Genomic DNA, 14,063 nt, shown 5'->3' with positions numbered 1-14,063 from the left:
AATTGTCATTATTAAAAACGAGAAAGGATTGATTAAAAACAAGCCGGGCAGGATAAAAAGGCTCCACCCGAAGGTGGAGCCTGAAGGGATTATTCTACGGTAACCGATTTCGCCAGGTTACGCGGCTGGTCAACGTCGGTGCCTTTGATCAGAGCAACGTGATAGGCCAGCAGCTGCAGCGGAACGGTGTAGAAGATTGGTGCGATAACCTCTTCCACATGCGGCATTTCGATGATGTGCATGTTGTCGTTGCTGACAAAACCGGCATCTTTGTCGGCGAAGACGTACAGAACACCGCCGCGGGCGCGCACTTCTTCGATGTTAGACTTCAGTTTTTCCAGCAGTTCGTTGTTTGGTGCCACAACGATGACCGGCATATCCGCGTCAATCAGCGCCAGCGGGCCGTGCTTCAGCTCGCCAGCCGCATAGGCTTCAGCGTGAATGTAGGAGATCTCTTTCAGCTTCAGCGCGCCTTCCAGCGCAATCGGATACTGATCCCCACGACCCAGGAACAGGGCGTGATGTTTGTCGGAGAAATCTTCCGCCAGCGCTTCAATGCGTTTGTCCTGAGACAGCATCTGCTCAATACGACTCGGCAGCGCCTGCAGGCCGTGAACGATTTCGTGCTCAACGGACGCATCTTCACCTTTCAGACGCGCAAGCTTCGCCACCAGCATCAGCAGAACGGTCAGCTGAGTGGTAAACGCTTTGGTGGAGGCAACACCGATTTCTGTGCCCGCTTTGGTCATCAGCGCCAGATCGGACTCACGCACCAGCGATGAGCCAGGAACGTTACAGATAGCCAGCGAGCCCAGGTAACCCAGCTCTTTAGACAGACGCAGAGCTGCCAGCGTATCCGCCGTTTCGCCGGACTGGGAAAGGGTGATCATCAGGCTGTTACGACGCACCGCGGATTTGCGATAGCGGAATTCAGACGCGATTTCCACATCGCACGGCACGCCCGCCAGGGATTCAAACCAGTAGCGAGAAACCATACCGGAGTTGTAAGAGGTGCCGCAGGCCACGATCTGAATATGCTCGACCTTGCCAAGCAGTTCGTTCGCGTTTGCGCCCAGCTCGCTCAGATCCACTTCACCGTGGCTGATGCGCCCGGTCAGCGTGTTTTTGATGGCGTTTGGCTGCTCGTAAATCTCTTTCTGCATGTAGTGACGGTAAGCGCCTTTGTCGCCCGCGTCGTACTGCAGATTCGATTCGATCTCCTGACGTTTCACCTGCTCGCCTTTGGTATCGAAGACGGTCACGCTGCGACGGGTCACTTCCGCGATATCACCCTCTTCGAGGAAGATAAAGCGACGGGTGACCGGCAGGAGCGCCAGCTGGTCAGAAGCGATGAAGTTTTCGCCCATACCCAGACCGATAACCATCGGGCTACCGGAACGCGCGGCCAGCAATGTGGACGGATCGCGGGAATCCATGATCACCGTACCGTACGCACCGCGCAGCTGAGGGATAGCACGCAGCACCGCATCACGCAGTGTACCGCCCTGCTCCAGCTCCCAGTGCACCAGGTGAGCAATCACTTCGGTGTCAGTTTCAGAGACGAAGGTGTAGCCGCGCGCTTTCAGTTCTTCGCGCAGCGGTTCGTGGTTTTCGATAATGCCGTTGTGCACGACCACGATGTGTTCAGACACATGCGGGTGCGCGTTACCTTCAGACGGTTCGCCGTGCGTCGCCCAGCGGGTGTGCGCAATACCGGTACCACCGTGCAGCGGATGTTCTTCCGCGGCCTGGGCCAGCATCTGCACTTTACCGAGACGACGCAGACGGGTCATATGACCTTCTGCATCGACGACAGCCAGACCGGCAGAGTCGTAACCACGGTATTCCAGACGACGTAAACCTTCGAGAAGGATTTCAGCAATATCACGCTGCGCAACTGCGCCAACAATTCCACACATAATTTTAGATTCCGAATTTAGGCATTATGCCTGCGTTGTCGCTGACCTGTATTTTCCCTGCGTCTTTCACGCTGCGGCTGCGTTGGCTTCTCGTACTCGCCACGGTCACTTACTTAAATAAGCTCCCATGGACTCATACGCTTGCCGCCTTGCCACAACGCGAAATCCTTTGGGTAACGCCCTTTCCGGGCACCCCGAGCCTTGTAGAGAGTGGGGTTATTTTTATGGGTACTGCTTGTGGGGGGAGGATTATATTATCCCCTCACCCCGGCCCTCTCCCCAAAGGGGCGAGGGAGAAAAACACCGCACCGAACGATCCCCTCTCCCCTATGGGGAGAGGGTTAGGGTGAGGGGTAAATCCGTTACTTTTTCTTCACCGGGCGTTTCCAGCCCTGCTTGCTGACCTGCGGCACGCGGCTTAACACCAGCTCGTTCTCGGCCACATCGCGCGTAACGGTTGTTCCGGCGGCGATAGTCACCCCGTTACCCACGGTAACAGGCGCCACCAGCTGCGTATCGGAGCCAACGAACACGTCGTCACCGATGATGGTTTTAAACTTATTCGCACCGTCATAGTTACAGGTAATAGTCCCTGCACCAATATTCACGTTATTGCCAATTTCCGCGTCGCCCAGATAGGTCAGATGACCGGCTTTCGAGCCTTTACCCAGACGCGCTTTTTTCATTTCCACGAAGTTACCCACGTGAGCGCCTTCCAGCAGCTCAGCGCCCGGGCGCAGACGCGCAAACGGGCCGATGGTACAGGCCGCATCCAGACGAGCATCTTCTACCACGCTGTACGGGCTGATTTCGCAGTCGTCGCCGATGACGCTGTTTTTAATCACGCAGCCGGCGCCAATTTTGATGCGATTGCCCAGCGTGACGTGACCTTCGAGGATAACGTTCGTATCAATTTCAACGTCACGACCGTGAGATAACGAACCACGCAGATCGAAACGCGCCGGATCGCGCAGCATCACGCCCGCCAGCAGCAGTTTTTCGGCCTGCTCGGACTGATAAACGCGCTCCAGGCGGGAAAGCTGAAGACGGTTATTCACCCCTTCGGTTTCGCTGATGCGCGCCGGATGAACCGCCGCAATCTCACGTCCTTCCTGGTACGCCATCGCAATGATGTCGGTGATGTAGAATTCACCCTGTGCGTTGTTGTTGTTGAGCTGAGACAGCCAGCGCTTCATGTCCGCGCCATTGGCAATCAGAATACCGGTGTTGATCTCCTGAATCTGGCGCTGTTCGTCGCTGGCATCTTTATGCTCAACAATACCCGTGACGTTGCCGTTTTCACGGGTGATGCGGCCATAACCGCTTGGATCGTCCAGCACGACGGTCAACAAACCGATACCGCCCTGCGGTTTGGCTTCACGCAGGCGAGTCAGGGTTTCAACGGAGATCAGCGGGACATCGCCGTAGAGCATCAAAATGTCTTCGTCATCCGCAAAGAAAGGCGCAGCCTGCTGCATCGCATGGCCTGTGCCCAGCTGTTCGGCCTGAAGCACCCAGTTGAGCTTGTCATCGCTCAGCGTCTTTTTAAGCAGATCGCCGCCGTGGCCGTAGACCAGGTGGACCTGACCGGCACCCAGTTCGTTCGCTGCATCAATGACATGCTGCACCATTGGCTTTCCTGCAAGCGTGTGGAGCACCTTAGGCAGATCGGAATACATGCGGGTCCCTTTGCCAGCGGCAAGGATCACCACGCTCATCGCACTGTTTGACATACGCATCCTGACGGTAGTTTGAGTGTGAAGTAAAAACGTTTGATGCTTAAAATTCTACATCTTTTTCATCATGAATTAAGGCCGAAAAAAAAAGCCAGCCTGGTATCCAGACTGGCTTTTGTGCTTTTCAAGCCGGTGTTACATCGCTTTTTTGGTCAACTCGATAACGCGCAGTTTCGCGATCGCTTTGGCCAGCTCCGCAGACGCCTGAGCGTAATCCACGTCACCATGAGAGCTGCTAATGTGCTCTTCAGCCTTACGCTTCGATTCCAGGGCTCGCGCTTCGTCGAGATCCTGTCCACGGATAGCGGTATCGGCCAGAACGGTCACACTGCCAGGCTGCACTTCAAGAATGCCGCCGGAGAGATAGATAAACTCTTCGTGACCGAACTGTTTAACGATGCGGATCATACCAGGCTTAATGGCGGTGAGCAGCGGTGCGTGACCCGGGAAAATACCCAGTTCACCTTCACTACCCGTTACCTGGATTTTCTCGACCAGACCAGAGAACATTTGTTGCTCTGCGCTGACGACGTCCAGGTGGTAAGTCATTGCCATATCACCCTCCGATTAAGGCGTTAAAGTTTTTTGGCTTTTTCCACGGCTTCGTCGATGGAACCAACCATGTAGAACGCCTGCTCCGGCAGGTGATCGTATTCGCCTTCCATGATGCCTTTAAAGCCACGGATGGTGTCTTTCAGGGAAACGTATTTACCCGGAGAACCGGTGAATACTTCCGCAACGAAGAACGGCTGGGACAGGAAGCGCTGGATCTTACGCGCACGTGCTACCACCAGTTTGTCTTCTTCAGACAGTTCATCCATACCCAGGATGGCGATGATGTCTTTCAGTTCCTGGTAACGCTGCAGCAGGGACTGTACGCCACGCGCGGTGTCGTAGTGTTCCTGACCAACAACCAGTGGATCCAGCTGACGGCTGGTGGAGTCCAGCGGGTCAACGGCCGGGTAGATACCCAGAGACGCGATCTGACGGCTCAGTACCACGGTTGCATCTAAGTGCGCAAAGGTGGTTGCTGGAGATGGGTCAGTCAAGTCATCCGCAGGTACGTATACCGCCTGAACGGAGGTGATAGAACCGGTTTTGGTAGAGGTGATACGTTCCTGAAGAACACCCATCTCTTCCGCCAGCGTAGGCTGATAACCTACCGCTGAAGGCATACGACCCAGCAGTGCAGATACTTCCGTACCGGCCAAGGTGTAACGATAGATGTTATCAACGAACAGCAGAACGTCACGGCCTTCGTCACGGAATTTCTCAGCCATCGTCAGACCGGTCAGCGCAACGCGCAGACGGTTTCCAGGTGGCTCGTTCATCTGGCCGTAAACCAGGGATACTTTGTCCAGAACGTTGGAGTCGGTCATTTCGTGGTAGAAATCGTTACCCTCACGAGTACGTTCACCTACGCCCGCAAACACGGAGTAACCGGAGTGCTCGATCGCGATGTTACGGATCAGCTCCATCATGTTTACGGTTTTACCAACACCCGCACCACCGAACAGACCGACTTTACCGCCCTTCGCGAACGGACACATCAGGTCGATAACTTTGATACCGGTTTCCAGCAGTTCCTGAGAGCTGGACAGCTCTTCGTAGGAAGGTGCCGCGCGGTGGATAGCCCAACGCTCTTCTTCACCGATGTCGCCTTTCATGTCGATTGGCTGACCCAATACGTTCATGATACGACCCAGTGTTGCTTTACCTACCGGGACTTCGATCGGGTGCTCAAGGTCTTTTACTTCCAGACCACGACGCAGACCGTCGGAAGAACCCATAGCGATGGTACGCACGATACCGCCGCCGAGCTGCTGCTGAACTTCCAGCACCAGGCTCTCGTTACCATTCTGTACCTCAAGCGCGTCGTACACGCGTGGTACGGCGTCCTGAGGGAACTCGACGTCCACCACGGCGCCGATTACCTGGACAATCTTTCCAGTAGCCATCTTGAATCCTCTACGTAATTCGTAAACCTGGTTAAACCGCGGCGGCCCCCGAGACGATCTCGGTGAGTTCCTGAGTAATGCTGGCCTGACGAGCTTTGTTGTAAACCAACTGCAGCTCTTTAATCAGGCTGCCGCCATTATCGGTCGCGGCTTTCATCGCCACCATTCGTGCGGCCTGCTCGCTGGCCAGGTTTTCTACAACGCCCTGATAAACCTGAGATTCAACGTAACGACGCAGCAGGGTATCCAGCAGCGGTTTCGGATCGGGTTCATACAGGTAATCCCAGGCTTTTTGCTTCAGCTCGTCATCTTCTGATGCCGGTAATGGCAGCATCTGAGTGAGCGTTGGAACCTGAGACATGGTGTTAATGAATTTGTTGCTGACAACGTACAGTCTGTCCAGACGGCCTTCATCATAGGCCTGCAACATCACTTTAACCGGGCCGATCAGTTCGGACAGGGACGGGTTATCACCCATACCGGTCACCTGAGCGACAATGTTGCCACCAACGGAGTTAAAGAAAGAGACGCCTTTAGAGCCGATCATTGCGATATCGCACTGAACGCCTTTTTCAGACCATGCTTTCATATCCGCCAGCAGTTTTTTGAACAGGTTAATGTTCAAGCCGCCACACAGACCACGGTCGGTCGACACCACCAGGTAGCCCACGCGCTTAACGTCGCGTTCTTCCAGGTAAGGGTGCTTATATTCCAGATTACCGTTTGCAAGGTGACCAATCACTTTGCGCATGGTTTCTGCATAAGGACGGCTGGCCGCCATGCGATCCTGCGATTTACGCATTTTGGAAGCGGCGACCATCTCCATCGCTTTAGTGATCTTTTGCGTGTTCTGGACGCTTGCGATCTTACTACGTATCTCTTTTGCGCCGGCCATGAGCTTCTCCTCAATGCCAGGCGGCTTGTCCTGAGACAAGCCGCCGGACGATTACCAGGATTGGGTTGCTTTGAAGGAATCGAGGATAGCTTTCAGCTTGCCTTCGATTTCGTCGTTATAGCCACCGGTCTGGTTGATCTCTTGCATCAGCGGAGCGTGATCACGGTCGACGTAAGCCAGCAGAGCGGCTTCGAAGCTACCGATTTTCGCCAGTTCCACATCTTCGAGGTAACCGCGTTCAGCCGCGAACAGTACCAGGCCCTGCTGAGCAACAGACATTGGTGCGTACTGTTTCTGCTTCAGCAGCTCGGTCACTTTCTGACCGTGGCTCAGCTGTTTACGGGTTGCTTCGTCCAGATCGGATGCGAACTGAGAGAACGCAGCCAGTTCACGATACTGTGCCAGCGCGGTACGGATACCACCGGACAGTTTCTTGATGATCTTGGTCTGAGCAGCACCACCAACACGGGATACGGAGATACCCGGGTTAACCGCCGGACGAATACCGGAGTTAAACAGGTTGGTTTCCAGGAAGATCTGACCATCGGTAATGGAGATTACGTTGGTCGGAACGAACGCAGAAACGTCACCCGCCTGGGTTTCAATGATCGGCAGAGCGGTCAGAGAGCCCGTTTTACCCTTCACTTCACCTTTGGTGAAGTTCTCGACGTATTCCGCGTTAACGCGGGAAGCACGCTCCAGCAGACGAGAGTGGAGGTAGAATACGTCGCCAGGGAACGCTTCACGTCCAGGTGGACGACGGAGCAGCAGGGAAACCTGACGATAAGCAACAGCCTGTTTAGACAGGTCATCGTATACGATCAGTGCATCTTCACCGCGGTCACGGAAATATTCGCCCATTGCGCAACCGGCATATGGCGCCAGGTATTGCAGTGCAGCAGATTCAGACGCAGTTGCTACCACAACGATGGTGTTAGACAGTGCGCCGTGCTCTTCCAGTTTACGAACCACGTTAGAAATGGTGGACGCTTTCTGGCCGATGGCCACGTACACACATTTGATGCCGGAGTCACGCTGGTTGATGATGGCGTCGATAGCCATCGCGGTTTTACCGGTCTGACGGTCACCGATGATCAGTTCACGCTGACCACGACCGATTGGGATCATGGCATCAACGGACTTATAACCTGTCTGAACAGGCTGATCTACGGACTGACGGTCGATAACGCCTGGTGCGATAACTTCGATTGGGGAGAAGCCATCGTGCTCAACCGGACCTTTACCGTCGATTGGCGCACCCAGGGTGTTAACAACGCGACCCAGCAGGCCACGGCCAACCGGCACTTCCAGAATACGGCCAGTACACTTAACCTTCATGCCTTCGGCGAGGTCAGCGTATGGACCCATCACAACTGCACCTACGGAGTCGCGCTCCAGGTTCAGTGCGATAGCGTAACGGTTACCCGGCAGGGAAATCATCTCACCCTGCATACAATCGGCCAGGCCGTGGATGCGGATAACACCGTCACTTACAGAAACAATAGTACCTTCGTTGTGAGCTTCACTCACAACACTGAACTGAGCAATGCGCTGCTTGATCAGTTCGCTGATTTCGGTGGAATTCAGTTGCATGCTCCAGTCCCCTTAAGACTGCAAGACGTCTGCAAGGCGTTCAAGACGGCCGCGTACGCTGCCATCAATGACCATATCACCCGAACGGATGATTACGCCTGCCATTACAGACTTATCGATTTTGCAATTCAGCTTAACTTTGCGTGACAGACGTTTTTCCATCGCGGCGGTGATTTTCGCAAGCTGTTCATTACTCAGTTCAGTCGCAGAAGTCACTTCGACTTCAGCGGTTGCTTCACTAAGGGCACGTAAGTGCTCAAACTGCTCGAGAACATCCGGGAGCACACGGAGACGACCATTTTCTGCCATCACCTTAATCAGGTTCTGGCCGTTGGCATCCAGTTGCTCTCCGCACACGGCGATAAACGACGCGGCGAGAGTTTCAGGTGCTAACGCACCGGAAAGCAACTCAGCCATTTGTTCGTTTTTCGTCACCTCAGCGGCAAACGCCAGCATATCCTGCCAGCGATCGACATTTTGGTGTTCGACAGCAAAGTCAAAAGCTGCTTTGGCGTAGGGGCGAGCTACCGTAACAAATTCAGACATCAGCCCCTCCCTCCTTACAGTTCAGCGACAAGTTTGTCCACGATGTCGCTGTTAGCAGCTTCATCCACGGAACGTTCGATGATCTTCTCGGCGCCAGCAACAGCCAGAATCGCAACCTGCTTACGCAGTTCTTCACGAGCACGTTTACGCTCAGCATCAATTTCTGCCTGAGCCTGTGTCACGATCTTAGTACGTTCCTGTTCTGCTTCAGCTTTGGCTTCGTCCAGGATCTGAGAACGGCGTTTGTTAGCCTGTTCAATGATTACCTGAGCTTCAGCTTTCGCTTTTTTCAGCTGGTCTGTCGCGTTGGCCTGTGCAAGGTCCAAATCTTTCTTAGCGCGTTCTGCGGAAGCCAGACCGTCAGCAATTTCTTTCTGACGTTTTTCGATGGCTGCCATTAAAGGCGGCCATACATACTTCATGCAGAACCAGACAAAGAGAATAAACGCGATGGCCTGGCCGAGGATTGTTGCGTTCATGTTCACAGCACAATACCTCTTTAATTTCTGTGGCTTAGGGTTTTAAAACTACTACTACGCGACAGCAAACATCACGTACAGACCCAGACCTACAGCGATCATTGGGATAGCATCCACCAGACCCATAACGATAAAGAACTGAGTACGCAGCAGAGGAATCAGATCAGGTTGACGCGCTGCGCCTTCCAGGAATTTGCCCCCGAGGATGCCGATACCGATCGCAGCACCGATAGCCGCCAGACCCATCATCACAGCGGCAGCCATGTACAGCAGATCCATATTCAGGTTTTCCATGACAGTCTCCAGTTTGTTTCAATTAAAACGTAGTAGTGTTGGTAAAAAATCAGTGCTCTTCAGACGCCATCGACAGATAGACGATCGTCAGAACCATGAAGATAAAGGCTTGCAGCGTAATGATCAGGATGTGGAAAATGGCCCATGGCACATTCAGAATCCACTGTGACCACCACGGCAGAAGACCCGCGATCAGAATGAAAATCAGCTCACCCGCATACATGTTGCCGAACAGTCGCAGACCCAGTGAAACAGGTTTGGACAGCAGGCTAACGCCTTCCAGGATCAGGTTGACCGGAATAAACGCCCAGTGGTTGAACGGCTGCAAGGTAAGCTCTTTCACAAAGCCGCTTACGCCTTTCATTTTGATGCTGTAGAAAAGAATCAGGATAAATACGCCCAGCGCCATCGACAGGGTGATGTTCACGTCCGCAGACGGTACAACACGCAGCGCAGGCAGGCCGAAGATGTGCTCGCCGATGAACGGCAGCAGATCGATTGGCAGCAGGTCCATCAGGTTCATCAGGAAGACCCAAACGAACACGGTCAGGGCCAGCGGAGCAATCAGCTTGCTCTTACCATGGTACATGTCTTTGACGCTGCCATGGACGAAGCCGATGATCATTTCGATGAAGGTCTGGAATTTCCCTGGAACACCGCTGGTCGCTCGTTTAGCAACACCGCGGAACATGGCCAGGAACAGAAGACCCAAAACCACCGAGAAGAACATGGAGTCGATGTTGATCGTCCAGAAGGTGGCCGGGGGGTTATGTGGATCCACCAGCGAGAATGTACGCAGGTCCAGCTGAAGGTTATTCAGATGGTGACCTATGTAATCCTGCGGCGTCATATTTTCTGAAGCCATGATGCCTTTTACCCTTTGTTATTGATTACAGCTGGAGCCAGAACTTGTACCACCAGCACCAAAACCCACGTTGCTATCAGCGGCATGAAGACCACTTTCAAAACCGCCAGCGCCATCACCAGTAGAGCAAAGGTCAGCAACACCTTACACACTTCGCCGAGGGCGAAGGACCAGGCCACGCGGCCTTTGGCGGGTGTATGCGCCTGATGACGCCAGGCAAAAATCATAAACAACACGTTTGGCAGCACAACCGCCAAACCCCCGCACACGGCGGAGATGCCCCAGAAGGGGTCTTTGAGGCTAAACAGCAGTCCACTTGCTATCACAGCCAGAAACTGAACGAACAGAAGCTTACGAGCAACGTTTCTACTCAAGAGCGACACAGACATCACGTTTTTACTCCTGCTCCCTTCGAGGTATGCCGCGTGTCGTATAAAACGTCCTTTAAGGCTCAGAGTCAAGCATCAAAAAGCGGTCAAATTATACGGTGCGCACCCGTGATTTCAAACATTAAGTAGCGAAAAGGTGAATAAATGTTTAAATATTTTTCCCCACCGCTATTTTTTAACTTTCGCTGAAAGCGTCAACCTTCGACCAAAACTGCAAACAGCGCGAAAACGTTGGCGATAAAGCGTGCACGAGATCACAAAACACACATTTGCGATAAGGTTGTATTTATCAAAGGCGCAAATCGCGAAAATTTATCTTTATGAAATTAAACGCAAAATGTCGTAACTATTTTCAAAACAGCCCAGTACACAATAAAAACGTTTTATTGACATTCTTAATAAATAATTAACATTGCGTTCTGGTTACTGCCCTCCACTTTTAGCAGACTTATATTTTCACAGATGACTATCTTCTCGGTGAATAAAAGTCGCCAGGTTAACCATAAGAAAAACCTTAGTGAAAAAGAGGTTAAAAGCCCGACGGTAAATCCTCTGTCTTTGTGCTGTTTTTTAACATGCGAAGAACAGCACAAATTCCACATTTTTTATTAATTTTTTAAAAATTGTTTGGCTTAATTATCACCAGATGACGCTCCCCATCGAGCTGAGGAATGTGTAATTTCTCGATGGATTCAACAGCAAAACCGTCCGGGAGCTGTTCAATTTCATCGCCTGGCAACTGCCCTTTCAGCGCATAAAAGCGGCCATTCTCTGCAGGCAAGTGCTTACACCAGCTCACCATGTCATTGAGTGAAGCAAACGCGCGGCTGATAACCCCGTCAAACGGCGGCTCTGCCGGGAACTCCTCTACCCTGCTCTGCACGGGCGTGATGTTCTCAAGCTTCAGCTCATGCTGTACCTGACGTAAAAAGCGCACGCGCTTGCCGAGGCTGTCCAGTAGCGTGAAGTGGCTCTCAGGGCGAACAATCGACAGCGGAACGCCCGGTAAACCTGGCCCCGTCCCCACGTCGATAAAACGCTCACCTTTCAGCCAGGGGGCAACCACGATGCTATCGAGAATATGGCGTACCAGCATCTCGTTGGGGTCACGTACTGAGGTCAGGTTGTACGCTTTGTTCCATTTGTTCAGCATATCGACATAGGCCACCAGCTGATTTTTCTGGTGATCGGTGAGCGAAATACCTGCCTGATCCAGCAGACGAGAGAGTTTGTTGAGCACGGTGAATACCTGTTGGAAAACTTAGATGGCGGGTGGCGCTTCGCTTACCCGCCCTACGGGTTCATCAGGCCCGGTAAGCGCAGCACCACCGGGCAATGTTCTGGCATTATGCGCTGCGGCGCAGCATGCCCTGCTTTTTCAGCCAGACCAGCAGAATGGAAATCGCCGCAGGCGTGACGCCGGAGATACGGGATGCCTGGCCGATCGATACCGGTTTGTGATCGTTCAGCTTGGCGATCACTTCGTTGGAAAGGCCCGTCACCTGGCGGTAGTCCAGCATTTCCGGCAGCAGCGTGTTTTCGTTACGCTGCTGTTTTTCGATCTCATCCTGCTGACGCGCGATGTAACCTTCGTACTTCACCTGGATCTCAACCTGCTCTGCCGCTTCAGCGTCTTCCAGGCCAGGCGCAAACGCGGTCAGTTTGACCAGATTCTCGTAGGTGACTTCAGGACGGCGCAGCAGATCTTCCCCGCTGGCTTCACGCGACAGCGGCGCTGTTAAGTGAGCGTTTACTTCGGCAGCGGTTTCCGCCTGCGGATTCACCCAGGTGGTTTTCAGGCGCTGACGTTCCTGTTCAATGCGCTCCAGCTTTTCGTTGAAGCGCGCCCAGCGTTCGTCATCGACCAGACCCAGCTCGCGGCCCATTTCGGTCAGGCGCAGGTCAGCGTTATCTTCACGCAGCATCAGGCGATATTCCGCGCGAGAGGTAAACATACGGTACGGCTCTTTGGTACCCAGCGTGCAGAGATCGTCAACCAGCACGCCCAGATACGCCTGAGAACGGCCTGGTGCCCAGCCCTCTTTCTCAGCGGAGAAGCGCGCGGCGTTCAGACCGGCAAGCAAGCCCTGTGCAGCCGCTTCTTCGTAGCCGGTAGTGCCGTTAATCTGCCCCGCGAAGAACAGACCGTGGATGAATTTGCTTTCCAGGGTTGGCTTCAGGTCGCGTGGATCGAAGAAATCGTACTCAATAGCGTAGCCGGGACGAACGATTTTCGCATTCTCCATCCCCTGCATTGAGCGAACAATTTGCATCTGCACATCGAACGGCAGGCTGGTGGAGATGCCGTTCGGGTAAATTTCGTTTGAGGTCAGCCCTTCCGGCTCCAGGAAGATCTGGTGCTGATTACGATCGGCAAAGCGCATCACTTTGTCTTCGATCGACGGGCAGTAGCGTGGGCCGATCCCTTCGATCACGCCAGCATACATGGGGCTGCGATCGAGGTTATTACGGATCACGTCATGGGTTTTCTCGTTGGTATGCGTGATGTAGCACGGTACCTGCTGAGGATGCTGTGCCGCATTGCCCATGAACGAGAAAACCGGCATGGGGTTATCACCGTGCTGTTGCGCCAGCACGCTGAAATCAATGGTGCGCGCATCAATACGCGGCGGCGTACCGGTTTTCAGGCGGCTGACGCGCAGCGGCAGTTCACGCAGACGGCGAGACAGTGGAATAGACGGGGGATCGCCGGCACGGCCACCGCTGTAGTTATCCAGACCGATATGAATTTTACCGTCCAGGAAGGTGCCCACGGTCAGCACCACGGCTTTCGCGCGGAACTTGAGGCCCATCTGGGTCACGGCGCCCACGACGCGATCGTTCTCAACGATAAGATCTTCAACCGCCTGCTGGAAGATCATCAGGTTCGGCTGGTTCTCCAGGGCGGTACGCACAGCCTGACGGTAAAGCACGCGGTCTGCCTGGGCACGGGTCGCACGCACAGCGGGACCTTTACTCGCGTTTAGTATCCTAAACTGGATGCCAGCATGATCGATCGCTTTCGCCATCAGGCCGCCAAGTGCATCCACTTCTTTTACCAGGTGTCCTTTCCCAATGCCGCCAATCGCCGGATTACAGGACATTTGTCCCAGCGTGTCGATATTGTGTGTCAAAAGCAGGGTCTGCTGACCCATACGCGCTGCGGCCATTGCGGCCTCAGTGCCTGCATGACCCCCGCCAATGATGATGACGTCAAAAGGATCCTGATAAAACATGGTGGTCTGCCTCGCGTAAAGCGGTATGAAAATGGATTGAAGCCCGGGCCGTGGATTCTACTCAACTTTAGTCTTTCGAGAAAGCATTGGGATCCTGGGCTATTAAAAAGAAGATCTTTTTATTTAGAGATCTGTTCTATTGTGATCTCTTAT

13 protein-coding genes are annotated in these 14,063 nt (G+C 53.6%); all 13 read right to left on the bottom strand.

Annotated elements, in window-relative coordinates; genetic code table 11:
* Nucleotides 1-89 precede the first annotated feature (89 nt).
* Nucleotides 90-1,919: a glutamine--fructose-6-phosphate transaminase (isomerizing) gene (glmS, locus tag AC27FC_RS21190; protein WP_033144362.1), complete on the bottom strand. Its 1,830-nt coding sequence runs from the start codon at nt 1,917-1,919 to the stop codon at nt 90-92.
* 362 nt (nt 1,920-2,281) lie between these two features.
* Nucleotides 2,282-3,652: a bifunctional UDP-N-acetylglucosamine diphosphorylase/glucosamine-1-phosphate N-acetyltransferase GlmU gene (gene glmU, locus AC27FC_RS21185; RefSeq protein ID WP_094935440.1), complete on the bottom strand. Its 1,371-nt coding sequence runs from the start codon at nt 3,650-3,652 to the stop codon at nt 2,282-2,284.
* A 138-nt stretch (nt 3,653-3,790) separates the two neighbouring features.
* Nucleotides 3,791-4,210 carry a F0F1 ATP synthase subunit epsilon gene (locus AC27FC_RS21180; RefSeq protein ID WP_006177560.1) on the bottom strand — a complete coding sequence of 140 codons (420 nt, stop codon included), beginning with the start codon at nt 4,208-4,210 and terminating at the stop codon, nt 3,791-3,793.
* A gap of 20 nt (nt 4,211-4,230) precedes the next feature.
* Nucleotides 4,231-5,613 (bottom strand): F0F1 ATP synthase subunit beta, encoded by a 1,383-nt coding sequence (atpD, locus tag AC27FC_RS21175; protein WP_006177559.1) that lies wholly within the window; start codon nt 5,611-5,613, stop codon nt 4,231-4,233.
* 31 nt (nt 5,614-5,644) lie between these two features.
* Nucleotides 5,645-6,508, bottom strand: coding sequence for a F0F1 ATP synthase subunit gamma (gene atpG, locus AC27FC_RS21170; RefSeq protein WP_008500191.1), 864 nt, complete (start codon nt 6,506-6,508; stop codon nt 5,645-5,647).
* 51 nt (nt 6,509-6,559) lie between these two features.
* A complete protein-coding gene (gene atpA, locus AC27FC_RS21165; RefSeq protein ID WP_006808751.1) occupies nt 6,560-8,101 on the bottom strand; it encodes a F0F1 ATP synthase subunit alpha in 1,542 nt (513 codons plus the stop codon).
* Between the two features lie 12 nt (nt 8,102-8,113).
* Entirely contained in the window at nt 8,114-8,647 is a 534-nt protein-coding gene (gene atpH, locus AC27FC_RS21160; protein ID WP_023309790.1) for a F0F1 ATP synthase subunit delta, read from the bottom strand.
* Between the two features lie 14 nt (nt 8,648-8,661).
* Nucleotides 8,662-9,132 carry a F0F1 ATP synthase subunit B gene (atpF, locus tag AC27FC_RS21155; protein ID WP_014072436.1) on the bottom strand — a complete coding sequence of 157 codons (471 nt, stop codon included), beginning with the start codon at nt 9,130-9,132 and terminating at the stop codon, nt 8,662-8,664.
* A 48-nt stretch (nt 9,133-9,180) separates the two neighbouring features.
* The gene (atpE, locus tag AC27FC_RS21150) at nt 9,181-9,420 is read right to left on the bottom strand and encodes a F0F1 ATP synthase subunit C (protein WP_000429386.1); all 240 of its coding nucleotides are present in this window, start codon (nt 9,418-9,420) and stop codon (nt 9,181-9,183) included.
* A 49-nt stretch (nt 9,421-9,469) separates the two neighbouring features.
* Entirely contained in the window at nt 9,470-10,285 is an 816-nt protein-coding gene (atpB, locus tag AC27FC_RS21145; protein WP_023309789.1) for a F0F1 ATP synthase subunit A, read from the bottom strand.
* An 8-nt stretch (nt 10,286-10,293) separates the two neighbouring features.
* Nucleotides 10,294-10,674 carry a F0F1 ATP synthase subunit I gene (atpI, locus tag AC27FC_RS21140; protein WP_023333920.1) on the bottom strand — a complete coding sequence of 127 codons (381 nt, stop codon included), beginning with the start codon at nt 10,672-10,674 and terminating at the stop codon, nt 10,294-10,296.
* A gap of 616 nt (nt 10,675-11,290) precedes the next feature.
* The gene (gene rsmG / locus AC27FC_RS21135) at nt 11,291-11,914 is read right to left on the bottom strand and encodes a 16S rRNA (guanine(527)-N(7))-methyltransferase RsmG (protein ID WP_023309787.1); all 624 of its coding nucleotides are present in this window, start codon (nt 11,912-11,914) and stop codon (nt 11,291-11,293) included.
* A gap of 106 nt (nt 11,915-12,020) precedes the next feature.
* Entirely contained in the window at nt 12,021-13,910 is a 1,890-nt protein-coding gene (mnmG, locus tag AC27FC_RS21130; protein WP_014072433.1) for a tRNA uridine-5-carboxymethylaminomethyl(34) synthesis enzyme MnmG, read from the bottom strand.
* Between the last annotated feature and the right edge of the window lie 153 nt (nt 13,911-14,063).

This window comes from Enterobacter sp. C3_dUdeg (assembly GCF_057536195.1).
Note: the sequence above shows the minus strand (reverse complement) of the source record. Positions and strands in the feature narration are given on the sequence as shown.

Bases quoted from the DNA above. Each gene is read 5' to 3' on its own strand.
- glmS (WP_033144362.1), bottom strand. From the start codon at position 1,919: ATGTGTGGAATTGTTGGCGCAGTTGCGCAGCGTGATATTGCTGAAATC.
- glmU (WP_094935440.1), bottom strand. From the start codon at position 3,652: ATGTCAAACAGTGCGATGAGCGTGGTGATCCTTGCCGCTGGCAAAGGG.
- AC27FC_RS21180 (WP_006177560.1), bottom strand. From the start codon at position 4,210: ATGGCAATGACTTACCACCTGGACGTCGTCAGCGCAGAGCAACAAATG.
- atpD (WP_006177559.1), bottom strand. From the start codon at position 5,613: ATGGCTACTGGAAAGATTGTCCAGGTAATCGGCGCCGTGGTGGACGTC.
- atpG (WP_008500191.1), bottom strand. From the start codon at position 6,508: ATGGCCGGCGCAAAAGAGATACGTAGTAAGATCGCAAGCGTCCAGAAC.
- atpA (WP_006808751.1), bottom strand. From the start codon at position 8,101: ATGCAACTGAATTCCACCGAAATCAGCGAACTGATCAAGCAGCGCATT.
- atpH (WP_023309790.1), bottom strand. From the start codon at position 8,647: ATGTCTGAATTTGTTACGGTAGCTCGCCCCTACGCCAAAGCAGCTTTT.
- atpE (WP_000429386.1), bottom strand. From the start codon at position 9,420: ATGGAAAACCTGAATATGGATCTGCTGTACATGGCTGCCGCTGTGATG.
- atpB (WP_023309789.1), bottom strand. From the start codon at position 10,285: ATGGCTTCAGAAAATATGACGCCGCAGGATTACATAGGTCACCATCTG.
- atpI (WP_023333920.1), bottom strand. From the start codon at position 10,674: ATGTCTGTGTCGCTCTTGAGTAGAAACGTTGCTCGTAAGCTTCTGTTC.
- mnmG (WP_014072433.1), bottom strand. From the start codon at position 13,910: ATGTTTTATCAGGATCCTTTTGACGTCATCATCATTGGCGGGGGTCAT.